We start from the raw sequence: 25,173 nt of genomic DNA, 5'->3' as shown, positions 1-25,173 counted from the left end.
GACTGTCTGCACTACGCGGCCACGGGGTCATGCCCGGCTGGCTACCTTCCCGCTGTCTGTCAGCGGCGGCGTCAGGACGGTGACGGCCCGATATCAGCGCGGTCGGCGATGGTGGACGCCATGACCGGTTCAGCGGTCGCGGCCTCGGGGCTGGTCTCGCAGCTCGAACACTGTACGCAAGGAGATTCATGATGGGACAGAACAACAGCGGCTTCTCCGCAGCAGGGCTGCGCAGACTGCATGACGTGCTGGCACGGACTGTCGAGTCCGGGAAGATCCCCGGGCTTGTCGCCCTGGTCAGCCGGGGCGAGGAGACGCACGTCGAAGCGATCGGGACGATGCGCCATGACGGTGGCGCGCCGATGCGCCGGGACACGATCTTCCGGATGGCCTCCACGTCCAAGCCGGTCGCGATGGCGGCGGCGATGGTCCTGCTCGATGAGTGCCGGCTGCGGCTGGATGACCCGGTGGAGGCGTGGCTGCCGGAGCTCGCCGACCGTCAGGTGCTGAAGCGGATCGACAGCCCGCTGGACGACACCGTGCCGGCGCAGCGGCCGATCACCGTACGGGACCTGCTGACCTCCACGTTCGGGCTCGGCATGGACATGACGTCGCTGGGCACTCCGATCATGAACGCGGTCTTCGAGCAGGGGCTCACGCCCAATATGCCGGAGCCGATGCCCGGGCCGGATGAGTGGATGCGCCGTCTGGGCGCGCTTCCGCTGATGTACCAGCCCGGCGAGCGCTGGCAGTACCAGATCAGCCACGATGTGCTCAGCGTGCTGGTGGCCAGGGTCACGGGCCAGTCGTTCGAGACGTTCCTGCGTGAGCGCATCTTCGACCCCTTGGGGATGAAGGACACCGCTTTCCACGTGCCCGCCGACCAGATCGACCGGCTGCCGACCCTGTATGCCCCCGACCCGCAGACCGGCGAGTTCCTCGTGTGGGACGAGGCCGAGCAGGGACGGTGGAGCCAGCCTCCGGCGTTCCAGGGCGGCGGCGGCGGGCTGGTCTCCACCGCCGACGACTACCACGCCTACTTCCGGATGCTGCTCAATGGCGGAATGCACGAGAACCAGCGGATCTTGTCCCGGCCCGCCGTCGAGCTGATGACCACCAACCGCCTCACCCCCGAACAGCAAGCCGCCCGACACGCCATGGCCGTCAACAACGTCCACATCTCGCACGGCCAAGGACAGCACGGCGGCTGGGGCTTCGGGATGGCGGTGCGCACCTACCGCGGCGACTACGCGCCCATCGGCCAGTTCGGCTGGGACGGCGGAAGCGGCACCTCGACCTACGCCGACCCGGAAAACCAGCTCACCGGCATCCTGCTCACCCAGGTCGGAGCGACCGTCCCGGATCCGATACGGCTGATGCACGACTTCTGGACCACCCTCTACCAGGCGATCGACAACTGACGCCGAACCCCGCCCCGCAGATCAGCCTTCAGCCCTCCGCTCACGTGACTTCCAGAACAGCTGTAAAGGACTCCACCGCCATGTCCATCACCCTCACCGACCAGGACAAGATCACCCTGCGGACCGCCGCCTACGGCGCCGTCTCGCTGCTGGCCGCCGCTGGTGCCGCCGGTTCGCCCCACAAGGTCGCCACCGAAGGCTCCATCGCCCTGGCCTCCGCCACCGGCCTGGTCGGGCACGTGCTCGCCGAGAAGAAGACGGGCATGAACCTGAACGGCAAGTCCGTGGCCGAACTCGCCGACCGCGTGCTGCCGGCCCTGACGGCGGCCATGAGCCTGCTCAACAGGCAGGATCCGGCAGAGGCCGACAACTTCCGCAGCACCGTCCTCGTCGCCATCGAAGCAGCCGCCCGGACCCACCAGGGCCAGCCCAGCGACCCCACCGTGGCGGACATGGCCCGCAAGATCACCGCAGCCCTCGACGCCGCCTGATGCAATGTCCCGGGGTCCTCTCCGGACCCCGGGACGCGGCGGCGTGCCGGGTCAGGGAGGGGTTGAGCCCTGCCAGGACGGTCACGCCGACTCGCTGGCCCTGGCATCCTCAGCCAAGGCCAGAACTACAGAACCAGGAGTAACGAGATGCATGTGGTGCTGATAAGGACAGACCGTGAGGGAAGTGGCCGATGACGAACGCCGACGTGATCATTGTGGGCGCCGGTCCGACCGGCCTGATGCTGGCGAACGAACTGAGTCTGGCCGGAGTGCGGCCGCTCGTACTGGAGCGGCAGCCGCAGCGCCGGGACACCCCCAAGGCCGGTGGTCTCGGCGGGCAGATCCTGGAGCTGCTGCGCTACCGAGGCTTGCTGGAACGATTCGAGGCAGCCTGCACCGGCCCGGTCCCGGCGCCCCGATTCCCGTTCGGCGGTGTGCATCTGGACTTCACCCAGCTGGCCGATCCCCCGATGCACGCCCTGCCGCTCCCGCAACAACTGCTCGAGCGGCTGCTCGACGAACGCGCCGGCGAACTCGGCATCGACATCCGCCGCGGACACCAGGTGGTCGAGGTGAGCCAGGACGATGCCGCGGTGACCGTGGACGTGCGGGGCCCGGACGGGCCGTACCAGGTGACCGCCCGCTACCTCGTGGGATGCGACGGCGCGCGCAGCCGGGTCCGTGACCGGGCCGGTATTCCGTTCCCCGGCACCACTTATCCGGAGGTCAACCGGCTGGCCCAGGTCACCTTGCCCGACACGGTGACCGTGCTCGGCAACGGCGATCTCGACGGCCAGGGCTTCGGCACGATCCGCGCGGGTTTCACCCGGACCGACCATGGTCTCTTTGGCGTCGGCTCATCGCCCGACTCCAACGTCGTCTCGCTCTACACCATCGAAGACGAGAGCACCGAATACGACGACGACACACCGATGACCCTGTCCGAACTCCAGGACAGCGTCCGTCGCGTGCTCGGTGTGACGCTGCCCGTGGGAGAACCGATCCGGCTGTCGCGGTTCACCTTCAAGGCCCGCCAAGCCGAGCGCTACCGTGACAGGCGGATCCTGCTGGCCGGCGATGCGGCTCATCTGTTCCCCGCCACCGGTGTGGCAATCAATGCCGGCATGCTGGATGCGGTCAACCTGGCCTGGAAGCTGGCCGCCGACATCCACGGCTGGGCGCCGGCCGGCCTGCTGGACACCTACCACGACGAACGCCACCTCGCCGGCGCCCGCACCATGCTGCACACCCGCGCCCAGGTGGCACTGCGGCGCGGGCACGACCCGGCCGCCGAAGCGCTCCGGGAAGTCTTCCAGGAACTGCTCACCGACGAACAGCCGCTGCGCCGCATGGGAGCGCTTGTCGCCGGCACCGACATCCGCTACCCGATGCCCGGCTCCAGCCACCACCCGCTGGCCGGCACCTTCGCCCCTGACCTCACCCTGCACACCGACCAGGGCATGACCAGCGTTGCGGAGCTCATGCACAGCGCCCGGCCCGTCCTCCTCGACCTCGCCGACCGCCAAGACCTCCGCCAGGCCGCCCGCGACTGGCAGGATCGCGTCGACGTCCACACCGCCAAGACCGATGACCGTCCTGCCGACGCCCTGCTGATCCGCCCGGACGCCCACATCGCCTGGGCCGCGACCATCGACGAACCCGCCGACACCGCCGCGCCCGCGCTGCGAGAAGCACTCTCCGGCTGGTTCGGCACACCCTGAAACGACGACCAGATCGCCACGCTGATGCATGCGACTGAATGAGAGGCCGCCTGGCCCGGCTCGCGATCATTCCGATCCGGGCCAGGACGGCCGATTGGTCATCGGCGGTGCCAGTGCTGCAATTTGTCCGGGTTCAGCACGATCCATAGGGCGGTGACCTGGGCTCCGGCGACGCTCACGCTGACCACCGCCACGGCCATGCCCGCCCGGCGCAGCACCAGACCTGTCCGGCCGTTCACGGAGCCGGGGGCCACGTCGGCGCCGGGTTGGCCGGCCAGCAAGGCTGTGACGAACCGGGCCACCGCGTCCGCGCCGTAGGTCGGGTTTACGGGGGCCGCAGTTTGCCGCCGCCGTCGCTCACGACTATCGCGTCCGTGGCCAGGACCGCCTGCAGCGCCGCGGCCGTGCCGGGTTGGGATGTGCCGCTGAGGAGGGGCGCTGTGGTCGTGCCGGGTTGGGATGTGTCGCCGGGTGCGTGGATCGGGGCGGCGGAGGCGAGCAGCTCCAGGCAGATGCTTCCGGCGACCCGCGTCAGCCAGGCGCGCGGCACCTCGATCGCGGCGCGTTCCTCATCGTCGAGCATCTCCGCCAGCGACTCGGCGCCCACTTCGGTCATATCCTGCCGCCCTCGCAGCCGGGAGAGTACGCCAGGGAACGGCGTAGCTTCTCCTGTTCACAGACTGTGGAGTCTTTCGGTGTCGGCAGCTATGACAGGACAGCCCGTCCTGTTGTGACTGTGTCCGCTCATGGTGTCCCTTCGACCGGTGTTTCCTCGCGGAAGCCGATCTCCCGGTGGGTCCCGTCGCACAGCGGTTTGTTGCCGGAGTGGCCGCAGCGGCACAACGTCATCCGGTTGCGGGTCTCCAGTTGCCCGCCGTCCGCCCGCAGCACCGGCACTCCGCCGGTGACCCACAGAGCGCTGGCCAGTTCACCCTCTTCTTCCAGGACCGAGATGGCCTGCGGGAGGTCGGGCTCGATCGTGTCGCCGCCGCGTTGGAGTGCGTAGCTGTAGGAGCCGGAGGGGCAGTGGTCGATGCGGCCCATGACGTTGGAGCGCACGTCGCTGTCGCCGGTGTCGGCGAGCATCTCGGCGATCGGCCTGGTGCGGCCGATGCAGAAGGCGGCGTGGATGCACAGCTCCCCCACCCGTTGGGCCGAGATGCCCACGCCGTCGTGCACGTGCTGCAGTTCCTTGTACGGACGCATGACCGGGCTCTCCGTGCCGTCGAACCCGATCAGGGCGTGGGTCCCGTCGCAGAACGGCTTGGCGCCCGAGTGGCCGCAGCGGCAGAGCGCGTAGGTGTCCTCGGTCTCCAGGGCGTCGCCGGTTTTCCAGGTCAGCGCGTTTTTCTCCGAGGATACGATCTTGCGTTTGCGCCGGAGCGGGACGCCGCCGTACACGATGTACGGGCCGTTGCGCAGGACGACGATCCGCTGCCGGTCGCCGACGCTCCACCGGCGCAGTTCGGGTGCGGCGTATTCGAACGTGGGGCCGGCCGTGGTGCCGTCGCGGTCGGGCATCGCCATGAGGGCCTGGGCTTGGGCCTTGAGCGCGTACATGGTGCCGGTGGCGACCCCGAGCAGCTTCGGGCTGCCGTTGAACGCCTGCTCCAGCAGATGCAGGACGGCGCAGTAGGTGTGGTTGAACTCTTCCTGGGCGGTGCGGATCGCGCTGCCCGGAGCGTGGTCGGACAGGCGCGGGTTTCGCCTCATCGGACGTACGCCGGCCGGGTCCACGGAGATGGCGTCGCCGGTGGGTCCGGACTGCGGGGTGTCGCCGCGCCGGTAGCGCCGGCCGATCTTGAGCTCCTGGAAGCGGTAGTAGTGTGCGACCTCGTCCCGTTCGGGGTGGAAGACGTCCTGGTCGCCGTCCCAGACTTCGCCGCGTGCGGTGCCCTCGCCCTGCTCGACGATCTCCTCCAGGGCCGCCAGCGCGGAGTCCAGGTCGTGGACCGCGATCAGCCGTCCGGCGGTGTGCCGGAAGTGGCCGGCGTTCACCTGGCGGGCCGGATCACCGCAGAAAACCGCCTGCTCGCCGTGCTGGGCACACAGGTGGCGCAGGCCCTGTTCGATCGCGGCGTAGAACTGCCCGATCGTCTCGTATTCGTCGCCCTCCGCAGGGGCGCCGGGCGGCGCCGGCTGCTCGATCCGCAGGAACATCTCCAGCGCTTCCGGCCCGAAGGGCACCAGCGACAGTTCCAGGGAGCGGTCGCCGTGGGGCAACCGCCGGGGGTGCGGCGGGAGCATCCGCGGCGTGTCCAGTCGCGGGCTGCCGCCGACGGCGTTGAGCAGGTTCGCGGCCAGCGCCAGGTGCAGCATCTCCTCGGCGAAGACGCTGCCCACCACTTCGACGGCTTCGGGGTTGCGCGCCGGGTCCAGCGAGTACAGCGCGCACAGGTACGGCGGCAAGGTCGCGTGTTCCAGCTCGATCGCCCACTGCAGGTGCTCGCGGAGGCTGTCGAGCGTGTCGATCCGCGTCTCACGCGGCATGATTGCCCGGCCCTGAGTCCTCCTCCAGCACCTCGACCGCGTCGATCAGGCCACGCAGGCCGATTTCCTCGCGCTCGACGTCCGTCGGGTCGAACAGCCAGTCGGTGACCGGCAGGTCGATCTCCTCCTGCGGTCGGCTCGCCTCGGCCACGGTCAGTTCGATCTCGACCTCGGCCTTGAGCTCGTACAGGAAGTCGTCCTCGCCGTTCGGGGAGCTCATCTTTCCTCCATGCGTGGCTTGAGCGGATGTGCGGCGGGCCGTCGATCGCGGCTCGTCTGGGCACCTTCGATGAGGACGTGTTACTTCGCGGCGGCGTTCCGGCCGAGCCAGTCGCGGTAGCGGATCTGGCCGAGGGTGGCGCCGTCGTCCGGCACCAGCGACCGCTCGAGCAGCTCGCCGCCGAAGTAGAGCGCGTGCGGGTCGGTGACCACCTCGCGCGGGTCGCCCCAGGCGGCCAGCGCGTCGCGGAAGAACTCGTCCATCCTGACCTGCTCGGGCCCGCCCACCTCGACCATGCCGTTCAACGGGGTCCCCACCGCGACCCTGCCGACCGCCTGCGCGACGTCGTCGCCCGCTATGGGCTGGAAGAGCACGGGCGGCATCCGCACCGTGTTGCCGTCCGTGGCATTGTCGGCAATGCCCCGGACGAACTCGAAGAACTGAGTGGCGTGCACGATCGAGAACGGGATCGACGACTTCTCGATCAGCTGCTCCTGAGCGACCTTCGCCCGGAAGTAGGCGTTCCCGGGCGGCCGCTCCGTACCCACGATCGACAGCGCGACGTGGTGGCCGACACCGGCCGCGGCCTCCGCGGCGAGCAGGTTGCGGGTGGAGGTCTCGAAGAACTCCCGTACGGCGGTCTCCTCCCAGGACGGCGAGTTCGACACGTCGACAACCACCTGCGCGCCCGCCAGCACCTCGGCCAGCCCTTCCCCGGTGATCGTGTTCACGCCGGTGTTCGGGGCCGCCGCCACCGCCTCGTGACCGTGCTCACCCAGCTTCGCCACCAGCTTCGACCCGATCAGGCCGGTCCCGCCGATTACCACGATCTTCATGGCGAACCCTTTCTGTCTGCCGGGGCACCCATGTGCCAACCGATCGCCAGCTAAGACCGGGCAGCGCCCGAACTTGTGACAGCTGCCGCGAAATTCTTTCCGGGCTGCGGTTGAAGTCGTCGTCGGCCGCCCTGGTGATTGATCGCCGCGCTGAAGGCCGCCGAGGGCGGGCGGGCGGCGGTCTCCTTCACGACTCGCCGGAGCCGGGCGGCTGCCTCGATGGCGACGATGACGGTGCGGTCGTGATCGTGACGGCGACCAGCAGGACGCAGAGGGCCGTGATCGCCGCGACCACGGCGGCCACGCCGATCACGGGCGTCACGAGTGGCAGCAACAAGACGAGGGTGACACAGCCCAGGACCGCAGGGGGATAGATGACGGCCTCTGCGACGACAAGCGCGTGCACCGCCCACAGCAGGGCGAGATACACACCGACCGGGATGGCGACCGCGTAACCGAGCGCCAACGACGACGCCTCCACCTCGTTCCCGCTCTGCTCCACCGCCACTTCGAGCCCGGCGCCGAGGGCCGCCAGGGCCGCGAAGATGCCGAAGTGGCCGTATCCCCACAGGTACGACCGATGACGGCGGTCACTGAGACCCTCCCCCGCTTGGATGAGGAAGTAGAGCCACCAAAGAGCGAACAGCAGGACGAGGCCGCAGCCGGCGATGACGACGAAGGGCACCCTGATCTGGCCCGCTTCGAGCGCTCCCTCGACTCCCCTGCTCGCGGCAAGGACGCTCTCACCAAGCAGAATGATCGTGAACAGGCCGTAGCGCTCGGCGATGTGGTGCGGGTGCCAGTTGGTGGGCCTGGCCCGTTCCGCCCACCGTGGCACCGCGAGCTCCAGGACATCCAGGCAGACGAAGAACAGCAGTCCGGCGAATGCGGGCAGGGCGACCGTCTCCCCGAGCAGGAAGCGAAGCACCCAGCCCGTCGTCACGAGGCTGATGCCGATGGCGTAGCGCAACGCTGTGCGGCGGCGGGCCGGGTCTTCGAGACCTGCCCGCAGCCATTGGGCGACGAGCCCGATCCTCATGATGACGTAGCCCAGGGTGATGATCCCGTAGTCGGCGTGAGCGGTCGCGGCGGGCACGCCGGCGGCGAGGGTCAGCACGCCGGCCATCTGCACCATGGTCAGCAGCCGGTAGGCGACATCGTCGGTGTCGTAGGACGAGGCGAACCAGGTGAAGTTCATCCACGCCCACCAGATCGAGAAGAACACCTGAAGGAACGGGACCAGTCCGGTGAGGCCATGCCCGTCGGCGATGCTGTGCGCGAGCTGGGCGGTGACGGCCGCGACCGCGACCACGAAGGTGAGGTCGAACAGCAGCTCGAGCGGGCTCGAAGCGCGGTGCGGCTCGTCGATGGCACGAGCGCTCATCCGGACCCGGATCCGGATGGTGGTACCGGGTGGTGGCAAGGTCTCGCTCCTGTCGCTCTGCGAACGTCGGGTCCGCCTGAAAGACAGGGCAGCACGGCGATCTGTGACAACGCGGCACCTCGGTGCCGCCGCCTCGTCCGGAGGAATGATCATCAGTCGTGCGGACGCCGGGCACCGTTTCTCGCCTCCGGTCTCCAGCGCTCGGCCGCCGCACGCGCGGCGGCATCGGATGTGAAGAGGCCGGACGCGGCCGATGTCAGCAGTACGCCCGCCACCATCGCCGATCCGGCACGCTTGAATCGCGTCATGCATCGTTGGATGCGCCGTATGCCCGTTTTGTTGAATCTTCATGTCCGGAGGAACAGGTTCAGGCACCGCTCCGCCCGCAGCTCCTCGTCCAGCTGGTGGTCTCGCCACTCCTGCGGCGGGTCGGCCAGCCAGTCGTGGCCGAAGATCGCGTACGGATGGTCCGCGTGGCCGCGTTCCAGCTCGTGCTGGCCCAGATACTCCATCAACGGCCGCCACCACTGCCCGTCCGCGACGACCAGGTACGAGGCCGCCAACCCCGGTTCGTGCAGCCAGCCGCGCATCATCCGCGCCTGGAACACGTCCGTGACGGGAGACGGCGTGGCTCGTGCGCCGGGTCGCCCGCTGGGGTGTCAGCCGGTGACGAGGGTGTTGAGCGTGAGGGTCTCCTCGCCGGACGGGCCGGCCAGGCGGATGGACAGTTCCCATGCGCCGGTCATGAAGAACAGCTCGCCCTCGGCGACGAAGTGGCCCGGGGCGGTCTTCCTCGCGGTGACCTCGGGGATCGCGTGGCCCATGGTGGTCATCACGGCGGCGATGGTGACCGTGTCGGCCTCGCCTCTGTCCAGCCGTACGTCGATCGTGTTCCGCTCGGCGGTGACGGTGACGGCGTAGCGGGTTCCCGTCGTGGTCACCGGGTCCCCGCCCGAGGTGCGGGCGACCACGAACGCGGCGACCACGACCGCCACGAGCCCGGCGAGCACCAGCAGGCGCCTCATGCTCTTGATCCGCGTCATCGGGGGACCTCCACGGTGAAGGGCACGGTGGTGATGCCGCGGTCGGTGGCGTACTGCGCCCAGGCGAAGTAGCGGCCCGGCGCGGGGAAGCTGAACGTGAAGCGCAACCGGCTGCCGGGTGTTCCCATCTCGTGGACGTGGCCGAGGAACTCCCCGTCCTCGCCGCGCACGATGAGGTGCCCCGCCATCCCGAGCCACGGCCGCGGCGTCCCGCCCGTGGTCACCTCGACGGTGGCCGGCCGCCCCGCTTGCGGCACGGCGGGCGTCACCGTGGCCGGCCCGGCGGTGGCGTCCTGGGTCGCCGGGTCGGCCGAGGCCGTGGGCTCCGCCGTCCCGGTGACCGTGAAAGCGCCGGTGAGGAGCTGGCCGCCGGAGTCGGTGCGTTCGAGCTCGACGTAGGTGAGATGGCGACCGGGGCGGTCGGCGCGCAGCCGTACCTCCAGGCGGCCGGGCGCGGTGCGCAGCGGATGGACGTGGCGGAAGTAGCGGCCGTCCTCGCTGGTGACCACCACGTGGGCCATGGCCTCGTGGTGGACGGTGAGGTCGTCGACGGGTCGCCCGGTGGCCCCGTCGAACAGTTCCACCCGCGCCACGAACTCCTCGCCCGCGACCGGGCGGGCGGGGACGGTGGTGACCACCCCCTGTACGTACGGCCGGCCGATCGCCGAGTCCGTGGGACGGGGCTCGGCGCCGTCGGGCGACCGGGCGGGCAGCCAGGGTTCGAGGATCACGATCAACGCGGCCACCGCGACCCCCGTGGCGGCGACCGCGGTCACCACGAACGCCGACCGGCCGCGCCGGTTGAACGCCCCGGTGAGCAGGCCGCCCACCAGCAGCAGGCCGGCCACGAACAGGCCACCGTAGATCAGGAACTCCCAGCCGGACCCGCGGTCCACCAGGACCCGGAACGGGATCACCGCGGTCTCGCCCCCGGAGCCGACGGTCAGCTCGTGCGGCCCGGTCTCCTCCACCCGCAGCTGGGCGGGGCGACCCGGCGCCACCGTGCCCTGCACGACCCGCCCGTCGGTCACCGACCGGAGCCGCAGGTCCAGTGCTGGGGCGGACGGGAACCCGACCACCTCGACGCGCAGCGGCCCCGGCACCCGGGTCGTGGCCTTGATCACCAGAGTCAGCTCAGCACCCGCGATCGTCTGCGCGATCCGCAGGTCCGCCCCCGCCTTGACGTCGTGCGCCGCCGCGGGCGACGCCAGCACCACCACCAGCAGGCCGACCAGGCAGAGAAGCCGGATCATGCCCGCCGGGCGCCGGACTCGCCTGCCTGCGCGGGCACCGCGTTCGGGAGGAACAGGGCGCCGAGGGCGAGGCCGATGAGACCGGCCACGACCGGGGCGCCGGTCCACAGTTCGGGCACGGCGGGCAGCTGTCCGGCGACCACGGAGGCGACCGCGAGGTACAAGGACCAGGTGGCGAACGCCGACAGGCCGGCGAAGGCCCAGTAGGCGGCCCGGCGCTCCCGCGAGGGACGCAGCCACCGGATCAGCAGGTCGCTCACCAGCCCGGCGGCCACGAACGCCAGCAGGATCGGCAGGTTGCGGAAGGCCGTCTGCGCGCCCGGCATCAGGACGCCCACCACGGACAGCACGGTCACGCTCCCGAACGGCAGACGCCACCGCCGCTGGAGGAACAGCACTGGAGCGAGCAGCACCACGTTCGTGATGATCATCGCTGCGGCCAGGCGGTCGGTGCCTTGGCCGTCCAGGTTGGAGAAGGCCCGGACCACGCCGTTCGCGCTCCACTGCATGGCGTCGCCGTACGACAGGAACAGCGACACCAGCGTGGCGCCGAAGCCGAGCCCGACCAGCGCGGGCAGCAGCCGCGACAGCCGGGGCCGGTCCCCGATGTCCGGGGCGTTCCAGGCCGAGCGGAGCGGGGTCGTGATGATGAGCATCATCGTCACGATCAGCCCCAGGTGGGACGGGCTGAACAGGATGTCGATGGTCTGCTCGATGCCCAGCAACTCGTGCCACATCATGTCGGCGAACCCGAACGCGGCGAACCCCGGGATGGCGAGCAACCCCGCGAGGTACCCGTTCGGCACCGCGGCCAGCCCGCTCCGGCCGGCGCGCACGTTGCGGTAGACCTGCCAGATGATCCACCCCGACACTGCCGCGAACCCCGAGTAGAACGCCGCGTGCCAGGGCGTGAAGAACGTCTCCAGCTCAGCCAGGTTGCTGTGCGCCCAAGCGTCGATCATCAGCCCGACGCCGAACCAGACGCCGAGCAACGCCATGACCAGGTCTGTCCGGGGGCTCACCCACGTGCGCACCTCCCCGGAATCCGCGAGCAACCGCCGCACCCCAGCATCCACCGCCACCATCAGCACGCTCCTTCCGTCGGTCCGATCCTTCGCGACGGCCGCCGGAAGGGGAACCCGGCTGGCACCCTTTGAAAGGTGCGGTTACCCGCCCCCCTCACGCGTTCAGGTATCGCAGCACCGCGAGCACCCGCCGGTGGTCGTGCGGGCTCGCCTCCAGGCCGAGCTTGGCGAAGATGCTCGTGCAGTGCTTCTCCACGGTGCGCTCGGCGATGGACAGCCGCTCGGCGATCGCCATGTTCGTGCGCCCCTCGGCCATCAACCGCAGCACGGCGCGCTCGCGCTCGGTGAGCAGGCGCAGCGGGTCACCGGGCTGCCGGTGACGGCCGACGAGCTGCTCGACGACGACCGGGTCCAGCGCGGACCCGCCCGACCCCACCCGGCGGATGGCCGCGGCGAACTCCGCCAGGTCCGACACCCGGTCCTTCAGTAGGTAGCCCACGCCCTCGGTGCGGCCGCCGAGCAGCTCGACCGCGTAGCTCACCCGGACGTACTGCGACAACACCAGCACCCCCACCTGCGGATGCCGTTCCCGCAGCTCAACCGCGGCGCGCAGCCCCTCGTCGGTGTGCGTGGGCGGCAGCCGGATGTCGAGCAGGGCCACATCGGGCGGGTCCTTCGCCACGTGGGCGAGCAGGTCCTCGGCGTGGTCGACGGACGCCGCCACCTCGAACCCGGACTCGGCCAGCAGCCGGGCCAGGCCCTCGCGGAACAGCGTGGAATCCTCGCAGATCGCTACGCGCACGGCAGGACCACCTTCAGCACGGTTCCCTCCCCCGGTGGGCTTTCGATCAGGAGCTTGCCGCCGTTGGCCTCGGCGCGGTCGGCGAGCCCGGCGAGCCCCGAGCCGCGCGCGAGATCTGCCCCGCCCACGCCGTCGTCGCCTACCTCGACCACGAGGCGGCCGCCCTCGCGGGCGAGCCGTACCCACGCCTTCGACGCGGAGGCGTGCTTGGTCACGTTGGCCAGGGCCTCGTTGACGATGTAGTAGGCCGCGCTCTCTGCGGACTGCGGCAGCGGCTCGTCCAGTGCCAGGTCGCAGGTGACGGCCATGGGGGCGACCGCGGCCAGCTCCTTGACCGCGCCCGACAGGCCACGCTCGGTCAGCACCGGCGGGTGGATGCCGTGGCTGACCGCGCGCAGGTCGTCCAGCGCGGCCAGCACCGCCGTCTTGGCCTCGCCGATCAGTGGTACGGTCCGCGCGGGGTCGGTGCCGGCCTCGGCCAGCCCGAGCGTCATCGCCACCGACAGCAGCCGCTGCTGCACGCCGTCGTGCAGGTCGCGTTCGATTCTGCGGCGCTCGGCCTCGCCCCACTGCAACATCCGCCGCCGCGAGGCCGCGAGCTGCCGCAGCCGGGCCCGCAGGTCCGCGGTGAGCCGCTCGTTCTCCAGGGCGAGCGCCGCGGCGGCGCACGCGGCCTCGACGAGCAGCGGCTGCTCGAGGAGCGCGGCGTCGTGCACGAGTACGGCGAGCGGCGCCTCGCCCTGGTCGACGCGGGTGACGACGCGGCCCGGCCCCGGGTCCAGGTCGACCGGGCTGCCGTCGGCGTCCACGTATCGGTCCTGGTCTGCCGTCCAGTAGCCCACGGCCAGCCCCGGGTCCCGCAGGGTGGCGGCCAGCTCGTCGCGCAGCGTGTCCGGCTGTTCGCGCCTGCTCAGCCGTACCACGAGGTCGGCCACGCGGCCGTGGTCCATCCGGCTCCGCATGAGTCCGGCCAGGTACGCCAGCGGCACCGCGATGAACGCCCCCAGCATGACGAGCGTGAGCAGGACCTCCAGCGGGTTCGGGCCGAAGAGGCCGACCATGCGTTTCCCGGCGAAGGTGACCGTGGCGACCACCGAGGCTCCGGTGACCGGCGCGACCGCCCGGCGCTGCGCCAGGCTCGCCTGACGCCAGCGCTTGACCGTGATGGCGAGCACCACGCCGCAGATGAGGACGGTCACCTGCCAGGAGGAGTCGTCGAGGGCGGTGGCGAAGTGCCGGAGCGGTACGGGCAGGGGAAGGTGTGTGGCGGCCTGGGCCGAGGTCAGCACGAAGGCTGCGACGTACGCCAGGCCGGTCAGCACCCGGTAGGACACCAAGCCCAGCCTGCCGGTGGGGAAAGCCAGGAACAGGTGGCAGGCGACCCCCGCCCACATGCCGCACAACGCCAGCGCCCACAGCGCGCCTCCGGGCAGGAACAGCAGCTGCTGGGGAATCCAGGCGACTCCGAGCGCCACCATGAGCGGGCCGACCCGGTTACGCGGGTGCGCCCGCCACGCCACTATCCCGGCCGTGAGGAAGGAGACGCCGACCAGCGCGCCGAGCAGCCAGATCGGGTCGTGCCGCCAGATGGAACTCTGACCGGTCCCGAGAACGTTGACGACCAGCAGCCAGAGCCCTGCCGCCGCGACGGCGAGTAAAACGGTGGTGCCCCTGGAACGCGTCGCCATTGCCCACCCCCGATGGGATTGTACGGGCGAACCGCCCAGAAGCGACCACGGCAGGATGAGGGGCGTTTAGCTCTCGTCAATGATCTGTCGGCGCACTGGTCCTACCTTGGTGCGCCATGTCCACACACGAGATCCGGATAGATCCTGCCTATGTACCCGGGCACCCCGAGAGTGACACCCGGACTTCCGAAAGCGCCACCTCCTCGGAAGAAGAGAGCGATGGCGGCGTTCTCGGACTGCTCGAGCGCATCGGGTCCGTCATCGTCCCGATCGGCGTGGCGCTCTACGCGGTGCTCTACCTCGGCGTCGAAGAGATGTACGGCGTCTTCGGCATCAGCAGGCTGATCCAGGCCGTTCGGCGGCGGCCCTGGATCTCCGCGCTGATCGCCGCGCTGTGGTCCGGCGCGACCTACTGGGGACTGTTCAACCTCTTCGGCAGCCTCGACATCGCCATCATGGTCGTCGTCGCCGTGGGGCTGGGCATCCTGATGTTCCTGGTCCCGTTCCGGCTGCTGCGCCGCAAACCGGTCGGCCGCGCCGGGATGAAGATCCTCGTCGGCGGCCTCACCGGCGAGAAGAATTGAGCCACCCCGAGCCGGTTCAGCGCAGGGTGGCGGTGAAGGTGCGGCCGTGGGCGTGGCGGGTCGTCGCCTGGACCAGGGTGCCGCCCGGCACGCGTCGTACCGTCACCCCCTCGTCGGCCGCGCCGAGGCGGAGAGACGTGCCGAGCAGCACGACGGAGACGCGGTCACGTTTCATCGTGGGGTCGGACAGGGCGACGACCGTGCGCTCGCCGTACTGGACGATGACCGAGGCGGGGCCGTCGATGAGCAGGCGCTCGGCGTGGCGCGGGCCGTCGCTGAAGACGTTGGCGGCGACGATCCCGAGGGTCTTGTGCTTGATCGCCTGTACGTGCCGGTCGTTGGCCAGGACGGTCAGCGGGCTGTTCGCGTAGCCGCGCAGGCGGGTCTCGGTCGCGTTCGGGACCAGGGCGTAGGCGAGGGCGGGGACGTCGCCGGCGGCGGGGTGGGTGATCGATGCGGTGAAGACGTTCTTGGTCACGCTGGTGTCGGGGTTGGACGTGCGCACGACTCTGCGGCTGCGGGTCACCGTCTCCAGCCCGGCCGCGACGGGTTGCCTGGTGAGGAAGACGTAGCCGATCGCCGTATGGCGGGTGTCGTTGGCGTAGCGCAGCCAGCGCGGCGGCCTGGTGTCGCCCGTCTGCCAGGCCCCGCCGCTCCAGCCCTCGCCGGTGAGCGCGACCGTGTCGCCGGGGGCGGCGATGCGGCTGTCCACGGTGGTCACCGCGTCGCGGCCGCCCTGGCCGGAGACGCCCGCGGCCAGCACCACGATCTCGTCGTCGAGCATGAACCAGGACTTGGTCGAGCGGGCGTTCTGGTATGCGACGAAGTCGTCGGGCAGGATGCCCGCCTGTTTGGCGGTGTAGGCGGCGTCGTCGGACTGGACCATGCCGGCCGCGCCGTACGCGCCGAGCGTGGCGCCGCCGGAGAAGGCGTTCCCGGCGCGGGGGAAGTACACGTAGGTGTTCTGGGACTGCGAGGAGGAGGTGAAGTTGAGCGGGTGTCCCGGGTTCTCGTACCAGAGGCGGCCGTACAGCTCGGGCACCGTCCGCCGCTCCGCCACCGGCGCGGTGATCCCGGCCAGCCGGTACGGCGAGACGGCCGTGTAGTAGTCGACGCCGAAGACCTCGCGCTGGTCCTCGCCCGCGAGGTAGAGGTAGTACGCGCCGTCGCCCTGGAACCAGGGCATGAGGTTCTCGCCGCTCATGTACTCGTACTTGCTGATCCGGTCGGAGCTGCGCGCCAGGGCGAAGGCGTAGCCGGGGCGCCGGTGGACGGTCCTGTCCATGGCGTTGAACGCGACGCAGCGCGCGGGCGGGTTCAGGTCGGCGGCCGGGACGGCGGAGTCGGCGCGGATGGCCGCGTAGCGGGCGATGCTGACCGGGGAGACGAAGGCGGCCGGGTCGGCGGCCGGCAGGAACCTGACGTACTTCTTCAGGGCGAGAGCCTCGGCGCCCGCCACGTGGTCGGCCAGGTCAGTGATGGCCTCCACGATTACCCCGACGTCGGCGTAGCCGGTGGTGGTGCGCGAGACCGCCCGCCCCTTGACGATCTCCATCATCCACCCCTCGAAGATCAGCGGGGCGAAGCCGTCGGCGACCCAGCGGTACACCACGCCGGCCAGGTCCTCAGAGGTGCCGCCGCTCGTCGCGCCCTCGAGCGTCTTGAGGGTCTGTACGACGCGGGTGAGCAGGCCCTTCCCGTACGAGCCGGTGTAGGCGACCGAGTGGTGCTGGATGAAGGAGCCGTCGCGGTAGTAGCCGTCGGTGTTCCCGTGCTGGAGGTTGTAGGGGTCGATCGTGGCGAAGACGGTGGCCTGGTCGGAGATGGCCTTGCCGACGCGGGCGTCGTCGGTGGCGAGCGCGCCCTGCAGGATCCGGTTGGCGGTGATGTCGGCCAGGTTCGCCCCGGTGTGGAAGCGCGAGTCGAGGTCGACGTCGCCGTCCTTGCCGTTGCGCAGGAAGGCGTCCATCGAGGCGATGTACGTCGCCGTCAGCTCGGGTCGTTCCGCCCGCACCCGTTCGGCCAGCAGGGCCAGCGTCCTGCTCACGTGGGTGGGGATGCCGATCTCCCAGTTGTGCCAGTTGCCGTAGTAGCCCGTGGCCTGGTCACCGTAGTAGCGCTCGTGCAGCCACACCAGACCGTCCACGACCCGCCGCTGGGCGGCGGCGTCACCGTCGAGCTCGCCGCCCAGCGTGCGGGTCGCGAGCGCGATCTCGTACAGGTACTGGAAGGCCAGTCGCAGGTTGACGTCGTCGGTGCCGAGCTTGAGGCCGGAGAACAGCTCGCCGGCGCCCGCCTTGTCCATGGCGGCCAGCCGCTGCCTGGCGGTCCCGGCGATCGCCGCGAGCTTGCCGGCGACCTCGGGCCGGGCGTTGACGTCCGGTGTCCCCGCCAACATCGCCACGGTGTTGGCGACCAGCCGCGCGTGATCGACGCCCGCCGCGGCACGCGCGGGGGAGGCTATGGCGAGCAGTCCGGCGGGGAGCAGAGAGAGAACCTGGCGACGAGACATCTGCGGCACGGCGGGCTCCAGGCCGTTGGGGGGATATGCCGCGCTCACCATACATGATCTGTTTTTGGCGGCCTAGAAGTGCGACGGCGGCCGGTCCGCGGCGTCGCCTGAGCGTTCTCAGGACGCCTGCTTGCCCGACCGCCACTCGGGCGCGAGCACCGACCAGATCTCCATGTCGTGCCGCTTGCCCCGGTACGGGTAGCTCTCCCGAAGCACGCCCTCTTTCGTCATCCCGAGCCGCCGGGCCACCGCGATGCTGGCCTCGTTCGCCGCCGCGACCTGCCACTCCACGCGGTGGATGCCCCGTTCCTCGACGGCCCAGTCGATGATCACACGTGCGGCCCTCGTCACCAGGCCCTTGCCCACCGCCGCGGGTTCCAGCCAGCAACCCGCTTCGGCGATGCCGAGCGCCACGTCCATCGTCCGGAAGAGCACTCCGCCGACCAGCGTGCCGTCCGTCCAGATGCCGTAGATCCGCCCGGTGTCGGCCGCGGCCTTGTCCGCGTACGACTGGAGGTACGACCGGCTCGACTCCACGTCCTTGACCACGTCCGGCAGTGCGATGTACTGACCGATGAACTCGCGGCCCCGCTCCATGTGGGCCAGGAACTCCTCGGCCCGCCACGGCTCCAGCGAGCGCAACTCGGCGCCGTCTTCGCCCAGAGATGTTACGTACATCGCCCCGCCCAACGCTCGAAACCAGGCCATATCGCCAGGAGATCCTCTCACCCTGTTCAGCCGAGTTTGTAGAGGGCCTGGCCGCTGCTGTCCGTGCCGCCGTAGGCCGAGGCGTCCACCAGGGTGCCGTTGGCCTTCACCCACTCCGTCACCGAGGAGTCGGTGCCTCGCGGACCGTTTCCGCTGGTGATCAGGAGGTACTTCAGCTGACCGCTGGAGACGTACTCCGTCAGCTTGGCGACGGTCATGGCCGGGTCGCTGCCGGTGAAGCCGCCCATCGCGATGACCGCCTTGCCGCTGGACAGGATGATCGAGGACGCGCTCTGCGCGCTGTTGACGGCCACGAGCCAGGCGGCGTCGCCCTGGTTGGCCTCCAGGTACTCGATCAGTTGGGTGCTCACCTGGCCGCCGTCGGGGCCCGCGGGCCGGGCGATCCGGCCGCTCTCCGACTGGCCGGCGGGAAGGGCCGGCCGCTCCTGGCGCGCGCCGCCGAAGCCGCCGCTGCCGGCCGGGCCCGCGGTCGGGTTGGTGCCCTGGACGGCCGAGCTCAGCGGGGTCAGCGCGTACGCCGTGGGCCCGGCCAGGCTGCCGAACAGCCCGGCGACCAGGGCCACGGCGGCCAGCCGCCGGACTCCGAAGGCCGCCACGAAAAGGCCTGCCACCGCCACCGCCGTCGTCCCGGCGACCACCCAGGGCAGCCACGGCACGAAGTCGCCGGCCCGGCTGAGCACCACGAACGACCAGCCACCGGTGACGGCGACGCCGAGCGGCCATCGGCCACCGCAGCCCGCGTGATCGCCGTCAGGCTTGGCGGTGGAAGCGCTCCACGAGTTGCTGGACTCGCAGGCCGGCGGCGAAATCGGCCAGGGTGGTGTCCTCGCCCCGCATCGCGCGGGCGAACTCGCCGAGCCTGGTGTGCTCGCTGCCGCGCGGCTCTTCGAGGACCACCGGGGTCCATTCCCGGTGGTCGCCGCACCACAGGCGTGCCCAGTCGGTGATCCGGTACGACCGGTCGGTTCCGTACAGGGTCCACTCGTAGGTCTCCGGCCCCGCGGCGACCTGGCCGGAGAGGGTGACGGGCACGTCGCCCGCCAGGAACAGTCCGTAGGCTGCGTCCTCTGCGGCTGCGCTGTAGGTGACGTGGGTGTGGACCGGTGAGAGCGGCCCCAGCAACCGGTCGGTCAGGAACAGGTAGTGCGAGGCGACCTCACGCAGGAAACCGCCCTGCGCCTGCCCCGCCACCCACCGGGCGTCCTCCTGGAAGGCCCGTGGCCACTGGGGAAAGGTGAACCGCATCTCGATCCGGCGTACTGCGCCGACCTGGCCGGTACGCAACGCCTTGGCGACGGCCAGTGCGGCGGCGCGGTCGGACATGACGAAGTTCAGGGCGTTCACCGTTCCCGTCGCCGCGGCCACGGTCACCATCTCCTGGCCCTCGGCCAGGTCGACGGCGAGCGGCTTCTCGGCGAAGACCGCCAGCCCTGCCTTCATGGCGCGTACCGCGTAGCGCGCGTGCGTGGCGGGCGGTGAGGCGATGTAGACGGCGTCGAGCGCGTGCTGGCCGAGCAGTTCGTCGGGATCCTGGACGCAGGCCAGTCCCGGGTGGGCCGCCCGGGCCCGTTCGAGCGCCCGCGCGCTGGGATCCGCGGCCACGACCACCTCGAACTGCGGGTGCCGCTGCGCGACATCGAGCATCTCAGCGCCCATCACACCCAGGCCGATGACGCCGAGGCGGATCTTGCTTGCCACTTCCATGCAGGAATCCTCTGCTGTGCCTATATTTCAGCACAAGCGATGATTTCTTAACCATTGTGAAGTGTGACTGTATGATTCGGTCGTGCTCGACGTTCACCGCCTGGCCGTGCTGCGTGCCGTTGTCGAGACCGGCTCGATCCAGGCGGCCGCCACCAACCTCGGCTACACGCCCTCCGCGATCAGCCAGCACATCGCCGCGCTGCAGCGTGAGACGGGCACGCCGCTCGTGGAGCGCCACGGCCGCGGCATCCGCCCCACCGAGGCCGGCCGGCTCCTGGCGAGCCACGCCGGGCAGATCCAGACCCAGATCGCCCGCGCCGAGACCGCCCTCGCCGACCTGCGCGCCGGTAAGACCCGCCGGCTGACCATCCGCTACTTCGCCACCGCCGGAGCCGTCCTGATCCCGCCCGTCATGGCGGAGTTCAACCGTCGGTTCCCGGAGGTCAGGGTGGAGCTACGGCTCGGCAAGGGACTGGCCGGCGAGGCCGCCGACGCGGAGATCATGGTGCTGGACGACACCGCTCGGCTGCCGGCCGGACTGCGGACCATCCACCTGCTCGATGACCCCTTCCTGGCGATCTTGCCGCCGGGGCACGCTCTTGCCGCCGCAGAGGTCATCGAGCTGGGCAGGCTGTGCGACGAACCATGGATCGACAACGAGTGGCCCACCAGCATCTGCCGGCAGACCATGCTCGACGCGTGCGGCGCGGCCGGTTTCAACCCCAACTTCGTGGTGGAGGCCCACGACTACGCCACCGCGGTCGCCTTCGTCGCCACCGGACTGGGCGTGACGATGATTCCCCGGCTCGCGCTGAGTACCATGCCCGTCGCCTCGTTCACCGGCGTGCCGGTCACCCGGCCCACTCCGGTCCGCTCCATTTTCGTCGTCGTCAAGGAAACGGCCGAGAGTCACCCACCTCTGTCGGCGTTCCTCGACCTGCTCCGCGAAGTCGTCGCCGCGCGTCGTTGACCCGCCCGCCGCGTCGGCGCCCGGGCGATGCCGCACGTCACGCCCCGACGGCCACCTGGGCCAGGTAGTCGGCCAGTTCGCGTGGGCGCGACAGCATCACCATGTGGCTGCCGGGCAGCTCGTCCGGGACGATGCCGAGCCGCTCCTGCACGTGGCGGCGGACGAAGTCCGGGGTGAAGAAGCGGTCGTCGCGGCAGAGCAGGTAGCTCGTCGGCACATCCGGCCAGGCGGCCAGCGGCCAGGGCTCGCGTACGGCGCGGTCCATGCTCATCTTCCCGGCGAGCTCGCGGTCATGGGCCAGCACCCGCTCGCCCAGCTCGCGCGGGACGTCGTGCAGGAAGAGCTGGTACTCGTCCTCGATGTCCGAGGAAGGCCGGCCGCTGCGCTCCCACCAGTCGTCCGGCGCCTCGCCCGGACTCGGGATCATGGCGGTTACCAGCACCAGCGCGGCGGCCTTGACCCGCGCGCAGACGAGCGGGCCCACGAAGCCGCCCCATGAATGGGCCACCACGACCAGGTCAGGGCGCTCGCCGGCGGCCTGGACGACGGCGTCCGCGTAGTCCCAGAGCCGCGCCTGCGGGTTGGACATCGGGAGGTCCACCGCGACCGTGTCGTGCCCCAGGCCGCGCAGCTCGGCTTCGAGCAGATGCCAGTCGAAGGCGCTTCCGCCGCCGCCGTGGATCAGAGCGAAGGTTGTCATGCCTGTGATGACCTGCGGCGGGGCGGAAACTCATCGGGGACCGGCGCCCCGGGCCCAGGACCGGCGCAGGGCGTCGGACAGGTCGCCGGCTCGGGGATGGCGCAGGACCAGTGCGGGTTCGACGCTCTGCCCGGTACGGCGTTCCAGCTCGGCGGCGAGGCGGGTGGCCAGGAGGGAGTGTCCGCCCAGCCGGAAGAAGTCGCTGTCCCGCCGGATCGGCTCCACGGCCAAGGTGTCGCGGAACGCCGCGAAGACCATCCGCTCCACCTCGTCCTCGAGGGCCTCCGTCGCGGCCGCTGCGGCAGCTTGGTATGTGCGCACGTACTGCTCGGTCAGCAGCCGCTTGCGAACCTTGCCGTTGGGCGTGACGGGCAGTTCCTCGGCCACCACGATGTCCAGCGGCACGTGGTCGCGCGGCAACCGCTGTGCGCAGTGTTCGCGCAGGGCGGCCGCTGTGGCGGGGGCCGTCAGGACGACCGCCGCGGCGACGGCCCGGCCGAGCGCGGCGTGCGGCACCCCGAACACGGCCACGTCCTTGACGGCCGCATGGGTGCGCAGTGCGGCCTCGACCGTCGCCGAGGCGATGTTCAGCCCGCCGGAGACGATGACGTCGTCGGCGCGCTCCACGAAGTGCACCAGGCCGTCGTCGAGCCGGCACAGGTCGCCGGTCGCGATCCAGCCGTCCGCCAGGTAACGCGTACCCGTCGCGGAGGCGTCCCCCGGCTCCGGGGCGGGCTCCAGATAGCTCAGCGCCGGGCCGGTGTGGCGGAGCCAGAGCTCCCCCACCTCTCCGGGGGCCACGTCCCGGCCCGCGTCGTCCACCACGCGCGCGTCCTGGCCCAGCGCGCCGAGCGCCGGGGGACGGCCGGGGAGACACCGGTGCTGCAGCCCGGCGCCTCCCTCGGCCACCGTGTAGACGTTGAAGATCTCCGCCTGCGGGAACACCTCGGCGAGGCCGTCCACGGTGGGCTGATCCAGCGGGGCCGAGGACGACACCACCGAACGGACCCGCGCCGGTGCGTGACCCTGCCGCCGCAGCGCGGCCACCGCGAGTCGCGCCGTGGTCGGCACCACGCTCAGCGCGCTCACCCGATGCTCCTCGATCAGCCCGGCCAGCCGTTCGGGCGCCAACGGCTGGCCGAGCACCACGTGCACGCCGTTGAGCAGGCAGCTCTTCAGCACGGACTGCGCCGCGTTCGTGCCGATCGCCACGGAGGTGAACAGGGCGTTGTCCTGCGGAGGCGGGACGTCGTCGCCCTCCGGCCAGTCGTCGGTGAGTGAGGAGTGGCTGCTCAGCACGGCCTTGGCCGCGCCGGTGGTGCCGGAGGTGAGGATCACCGCGGCGGGGTCCGTCCCGGCGCGACGCACCGCGCCGGCCGTGGCCCCGCCGGTCGGAGCCGCGCCGGTCGGAGCCGCGCCGGTCGGGGCCGTCAGGTCGGCGGCGTGCGCGAGCCATCCGCCGGACGCGGCCTCGTCCGCTTCCGTGGCAGCCTCCCACCACCGGCCCCCGACGACCAGGCCGGCCGCGCCCACCCGGGCAGCGGTGGACAGCAGGTGGGGCGCGGGGACGGGAGCGCGTACCGGCACGGCCACCCCGCCCGCCGCCAGCACGCCCATGAAGCAGGTGGCGAAGGAGAGCCAGTCGCCGTCCTCGAAGGCGAGCACCACCCGCTCCCCCGGCCGCGCTCCGCGAGCGGCCAGCCCCGCTGCAACCCGCAGCGCGCCCAGGTGCCAGCTCAGGTAGTCGAGCGTGCCCACCCCATCGACGGTGAACGCCGGCGCCGCCGGGTGGGCGGCCGCCCTCCGGGCGAGGACGTCATGCAGTAACCCGGGCAACAGCGGTCCCTCCCCGCGCATGGCGTACAGAGCAACTTTCTCACCATACGCACCGCAGGTCGCCATGATCAGTCCGCTCAATGCGGATAAATGTTCATCGTTGACGCCATTGCCGCCATTTCTAAGAATCGTGCCCAAATTCGCACCCGATAGGAGGTACGAAATGGGGCACAGCGACCTACCACGTGACAGCTGTGGTGGCGTTCGCCGGTGCGGCGGCAATCTCCTCGTCGCCAACGCCGTCCAGCCGAGCGAGTCGGCGGTCCGCCGCAATGTCCGGGCAGTTTCTGAGTTCTGGGCCACGTTCCGGGCATCCCGCAAGATGCTGAACAAGAAGCGGTAACCGTTCCTTGCGATCAGAACTCAGCACGTCTGGAGGGGTTTCGGACATCCTGTCCGAGCCCCTCTACTCGCGAACGGAGGACGGCGCGCTCGACCACGATCCGCTGCGCCTGGTCACGTCCGCGAAGCGGTTCTCGCTGGAGCGGCTGGCGCTGCTGCTGGACGGGCTGCCGTTCGAGGCGGAGTTCCCGCCCGAGTGCCCCTGGGAGGGCGTGGTACGGCACCGCCCGCCCCTCGATCTGCCGCCACTCGGCTCCTCCGACGAGTCGGCACTGGGCGAGGAGTTCGCCGCGGCCGTCTCCCGCTGCCTGGGCGATGCGGAATCCGCCGTGGTGCTGCTCTCGGGCGGCATGGACTCGTGGGCCGTCTTCGTGCACGCCTGGCGGCAGGCCCAGCGGGAGGGACGGCGGCTGAGCGCGGTCGTGTGGAACCTGCGCGACCAGTTCGGCAAGGCCACCGCCGCCCTGGTCCACCGGCAGCTCCAGGCCGTGGACATCTCCTGCGACCTGCACGTCCTGCCCGCCGAGTGGCAGGCGCTGCCCGAGCCGCGATGGTCGCCGCTCGGCCCCCGGCACGACTACTACACGCGCCTGCACCAGGCCACCGTGGACCACGCCGCGGACATCGGGGCGACCGTCCTGCTCAGCGGCCAGGGCGGCGACGAGGTGCTCGGCGCGTGGAACCACCTGTCCGCCTCCCTGGCACGCGGGCGCAAATGGCGCGACCTGCGCAGCTATCTCGCGGCCTTCGGCAAGGGCGACTCCCTGGTGGAGGTGGCGGGCGAGGCGGCCGCGCTCGTGGCGCGACGGCTGCCGCCGCAGCTCTCCTTCCAGCTGTACGTGGCGACCGCGCTGCGCGACGTCGTCAACAGCGGACGTCCCTCGGTGCTCGCCGACGTCTACCGGGAGTCCGTCCGGGCATGGACCGAGCACTGGCTGGCGGGCAGGTTCGAGTCGTTCCAGCAGGCCGGCGGGGACTGGGCGACGGCCAGCCTGCGCGACTCCATCTTCCCTTGGGCGTACGACGCGCATCCGCTCGGGGCGCCGATCCGGCAGCGCTCGCCGTTCGTGGACGAGCTGTTCGTGCGGTACGCCTTCGGGCTGCCGCCGGCCACCCGGTTCCAGGCCGTGGGGCCGTACCCGTACCAGTGGTACAAGGCGCTGCACCTGCGCCTGCTGCCGCCCGCGCTGCGTCCGCTGCTGCCGGGCTACAAGCAGAGCTACTCCGACGCCTTCCGGCGATACGTGCTCGACGTGCTGCCCGAGGGGCCGCTCCTGGTCGAGGAGCTGGGGCTGATCCAGCCGATGGACCGGCTCGACCTGGAGCGGGTCCATCCGCGGCTGCCCATCGTGGTGCGCAACGTGGAGCGGTGGGTGGCGGGTGCGCTGGAAGCCGGCGCCGAGCCGGTGGCCGCCCGATAGC

General features: G+C 70.9%; 25 protein-coding genes. 6 read left to right on the top strand and 19 right to left on the bottom strand.

Annotated elements, in window-relative coordinates; all coding sequences use genetic code 11:
* Positions 1 to 191: 191 nt before the first annotated feature.
* From ABN273_RS14695 to ABN273_RS14685, 3 genes are all read left to right on the top strand, one after another.
* Complete coding sequence (locus ABN273_RS14695) at positions 192 to 1,421, top strand: serine hydrolase domain-containing protein (protein ID WP_502911023.1); 1,230 nt, start codon at positions 192 to 194, stop codon at positions 1,419 to 1,421.
* 80 nt (positions 1,422 to 1,501) lie between these two features.
* A complete protein-coding gene (locus tag ABN273_RS14690; RefSeq protein ID WP_349449313.1) occupies positions 1,502 to 1,912 on the top strand; it encodes a hypothetical protein in 411 nt (136 codons plus the stop codon).
* 191 nt (positions 1,913 to 2,103) lie between these two features.
* Positions 2,104 to 3,633, top strand: a complete 1,530-nt coding sequence (locus ABN273_RS14685; protein ID WP_349449312.1) for an FAD-dependent monooxygenase — start codon at positions 2,104 to 2,106, stop codon at positions 3,631 to 3,633.
* Positions 3,634 to 3,731: 98 nt separating this feature from the next.
* On the opposite strand, the gene ABN273_RS14680 is transcribed toward ABN273_RS14685, so the two are convergent.
* The 13 genes from ABN273_RS14680 to ABN273_RS14620 form a co-directional block, all read right to left on the bottom strand.
* Complete coding sequence (locus tag ABN273_RS14680; RefSeq protein ID WP_349449311.1) at positions 3,732 to 3,914, bottom strand: hypothetical protein; 183 nt, start codon at positions 3,912 to 3,914, stop codon at positions 3,732 to 3,734.
* A gap of 44 nt (positions 3,915 to 3,958) precedes the next feature.
* The gene (locus ABN273_RS14675; RefSeq protein ID WP_349449310.1) at positions 3,959 to 4,249 is read right to left on the bottom strand and encodes a hypothetical protein; all 291 of its coding nucleotides are present in this window, start codon (positions 4,247 to 4,249) and stop codon (positions 3,959 to 3,961) included.
* Positions 4,250 to 4,377: 128 nt separating this feature from the next.
* Positions 4,378 to 6,123, bottom strand: a complete 1,746-nt coding sequence (locus tag ABN273_RS14670; RefSeq protein WP_349449309.1) for a ferritin-like domain-containing protein — start codon at positions 6,121 to 6,123, stop codon at positions 4,378 to 4,380.
* The gene (locus ABN273_RS14665; RefSeq protein WP_349449308.1) at positions 6,113 to 6,343 is read right to left on the bottom strand and encodes a hypothetical protein; all 231 of its coding nucleotides are present in this window, start codon (positions 6,341 to 6,343) and stop codon (positions 6,113 to 6,115) included. Before ABN273_RS14665 ends, ABN273_RS14670 begins: the two co-directional genes overlap by 11 nt.
* A gap of 80 nt (positions 6,344 to 6,423) precedes the next feature.
* Entirely contained in the window at positions 6,424 to 7,179 is a 756-nt protein-coding gene (locus ABN273_RS14660; protein WP_349449307.1) for an SDR family oxidoreductase, read from the bottom strand.
* 187 nt (positions 7,180 to 7,366) lie between these two features.
* Positions 7,367 to 8,563 carry a low temperature requirement protein A gene (locus ABN273_RS14655; protein ID WP_349449306.1) on the bottom strand — a complete coding sequence of 399 codons (1,197 nt, stop codon included), beginning with the start codon at positions 8,561 to 8,563 and terminating at the stop codon, positions 7,367 to 7,369.
* Positions 8,564 to 8,715: 152 nt separating this feature from the next.
* Positions 8,716 to 8,871, bottom strand: coding sequence for a hypothetical protein (locus ABN273_RS14650; protein WP_349449305.1), 156 nt, complete (start codon positions 8,869 to 8,871; stop codon positions 8,716 to 8,718).
* Positions 8,872 to 8,910: 39 nt separating this feature from the next.
* On the bottom strand, positions 8,911 to 9,171 hold the full coding sequence (locus tag ABN273_RS14645; RefSeq protein WP_349449304.1) for a hypothetical protein: 261 nt from the start codon (positions 9,169 to 9,171) through the stop codon (positions 8,911 to 8,913).
* A gap of 51 nt (positions 9,172 to 9,222) precedes the next feature.
* A complete protein-coding gene (locus tag ABN273_RS14640; protein ID WP_349449303.1) occupies positions 9,223 to 9,606 on the bottom strand; it encodes a hypothetical protein in 384 nt (127 codons plus the stop codon).
* Positions 9,603 to 10,859: a DUF8832 domain-containing protein gene (locus ABN273_RS14635; protein ID WP_349449302.1), complete on the bottom strand. Its 1,257-nt coding sequence runs from the start codon at positions 10,857 to 10,859 to the stop codon at positions 9,603 to 9,605. The genes ABN273_RS14640 and ABN273_RS14635 overlap by 4 nt, the downstream gene beginning before the upstream one ends.
* A complete protein-coding gene (locus tag ABN273_RS14630) occupies positions 10,856 to 11,944 on the bottom strand; it encodes a hypothetical protein (RefSeq protein WP_349449301.1) in 1,089 nt (362 codons plus the stop codon). Before ABN273_RS14630 ends, ABN273_RS14635 begins: the two co-directional genes overlap by 4 nt.
* Positions 11,945 to 12,038: 94 nt before the next feature.
* Positions 12,039 to 12,686, bottom strand: coding sequence for a response regulator (locus ABN273_RS14625; protein ID WP_349449300.1), 648 nt, complete (start codon positions 12,684 to 12,686; stop codon positions 12,039 to 12,041).
* Complete coding sequence (locus ABN273_RS14620) at positions 12,677 to 14,374, bottom strand: sensor histidine kinase (RefSeq protein WP_349449299.1); 1,698 nt, start codon at positions 14,372 to 14,374, stop codon at positions 12,677 to 12,679. The genes ABN273_RS14625 and ABN273_RS14620 overlap by 10 nt, the downstream gene beginning before the upstream one ends.
* A 116-nt stretch (positions 14,375 to 14,490) precedes the next feature.
* Between ABN273_RS14620 and ABN273_RS14615 the strand changes: the two genes are divergently transcribed.
* A complete protein-coding gene (locus ABN273_RS14615; RefSeq protein WP_349449298.1) occupies positions 14,491 to 14,958 on the top strand; it encodes a hypothetical protein in 468 nt (155 codons plus the stop codon).
* A 16-nt stretch (positions 14,959 to 14,974) separates the two neighbouring features.
* Here the strand turns inward: ABN273_RS14615 and ABN273_RS14610 are convergent, their stop codons facing one another.
* The 4 genes from ABN273_RS14610 to ABN273_RS14595 form a co-directional block, all read right to left on the bottom strand.
* Positions 14,975 to 17,521: a polysaccharide lyase family 8 super-sandwich domain-containing protein gene (locus tag ABN273_RS14610; RefSeq protein WP_349449297.1), complete on the bottom strand. Its 2,547-nt coding sequence runs from the start codon at positions 17,519 to 17,521 to the stop codon at positions 14,975 to 14,977.
* Positions 17,522 to 17,587: 66 nt separating this feature from the next.
* A complete protein-coding gene (locus ABN273_RS14605; protein WP_349449296.1) occupies positions 17,588 to 18,178 on the bottom strand; it encodes a GNAT family N-acetyltransferase in 591 nt (196 codons plus the stop codon).
* 26 nt (positions 18,179 to 18,204) lie between these two features.
* Positions 18,205 to 18,882, bottom strand: coding sequence for a mannosyltransferase YkcB-related protein (locus ABN273_RS14600; RefSeq protein WP_349449295.1), 678 nt, complete (start codon positions 18,880 to 18,882; stop codon positions 18,205 to 18,207).
* Between the two features lie 67 nt (positions 18,883 to 18,949).
* Complete coding sequence (locus ABN273_RS14595) at positions 18,950 to 19,903, bottom strand: Gfo/Idh/MocA family protein (RefSeq protein WP_349449294.1); 954 nt, start codon at positions 19,901 to 19,903, stop codon at positions 18,950 to 18,952.
* Positions 19,904 to 19,985: 82 nt separating this feature from the next.
* Here ABN273_RS14595 and ABN273_RS14590 point away from each other — a divergent pair, with 82 nt between their 5' ends.
* Positions 19,986 to 20,873 carry a LysR family transcriptional regulator gene (locus ABN273_RS14590; protein ID WP_349449293.1) on the top strand — a complete coding sequence of 296 codons (888 nt, stop codon included), beginning with the start codon at positions 19,986 to 19,988 and terminating at the stop codon, positions 20,871 to 20,873.
* Between the two features lie 37 nt (positions 20,874 to 20,910).
* On the opposite strand, the gene ABN273_RS14585 is transcribed toward ABN273_RS14590, so the two are convergent.
* Complete coding sequence (locus ABN273_RS14585) at positions 20,911 to 21,573, bottom strand: alpha/beta fold hydrolase (protein WP_349449292.1); 663 nt, start codon at positions 21,571 to 21,573, stop codon at positions 20,911 to 20,913.
* Between the two features lie 30 nt (positions 21,574 to 21,603).
* The gene (locus ABN273_RS14580; RefSeq protein ID WP_349449291.1) at positions 21,604 to 23,409 is read right to left on the bottom strand and encodes an AMP-binding protein; all 1,806 of its coding nucleotides are present in this window, start codon (positions 23,407 to 23,409) and stop codon (positions 21,604 to 21,606) included.
* A gap of 350 nt (positions 23,410 to 23,759) precedes the next feature.
* Between ABN273_RS14580 and ABN273_RS14575 the strand changes: the two genes are divergently transcribed.
* Complete coding sequence (locus tag ABN273_RS14575) at positions 23,760 to 25,172, top strand: asparagine synthase-related protein (protein ID WP_349449290.1); 1,413 nt, start codon at positions 23,760 to 23,762, stop codon at positions 25,170 to 25,172.
* The last annotated feature ends 1 nt before the right edge of the window (position 25,173 follow it).

It is taken from the genome of Nonomuraea sp. B19D2 (assembly GCF_040137845.1).
GTDB lineage: Bacteria > Actinomycetota > Actinomycetes > Streptosporangiales > Streptosporangiaceae > Nonomuraea.
The sequence above is the reverse complement of the archived record's forward strand: the minus strand, read 5'-3'. Positions and strand labels throughout refer to the sequence as shown.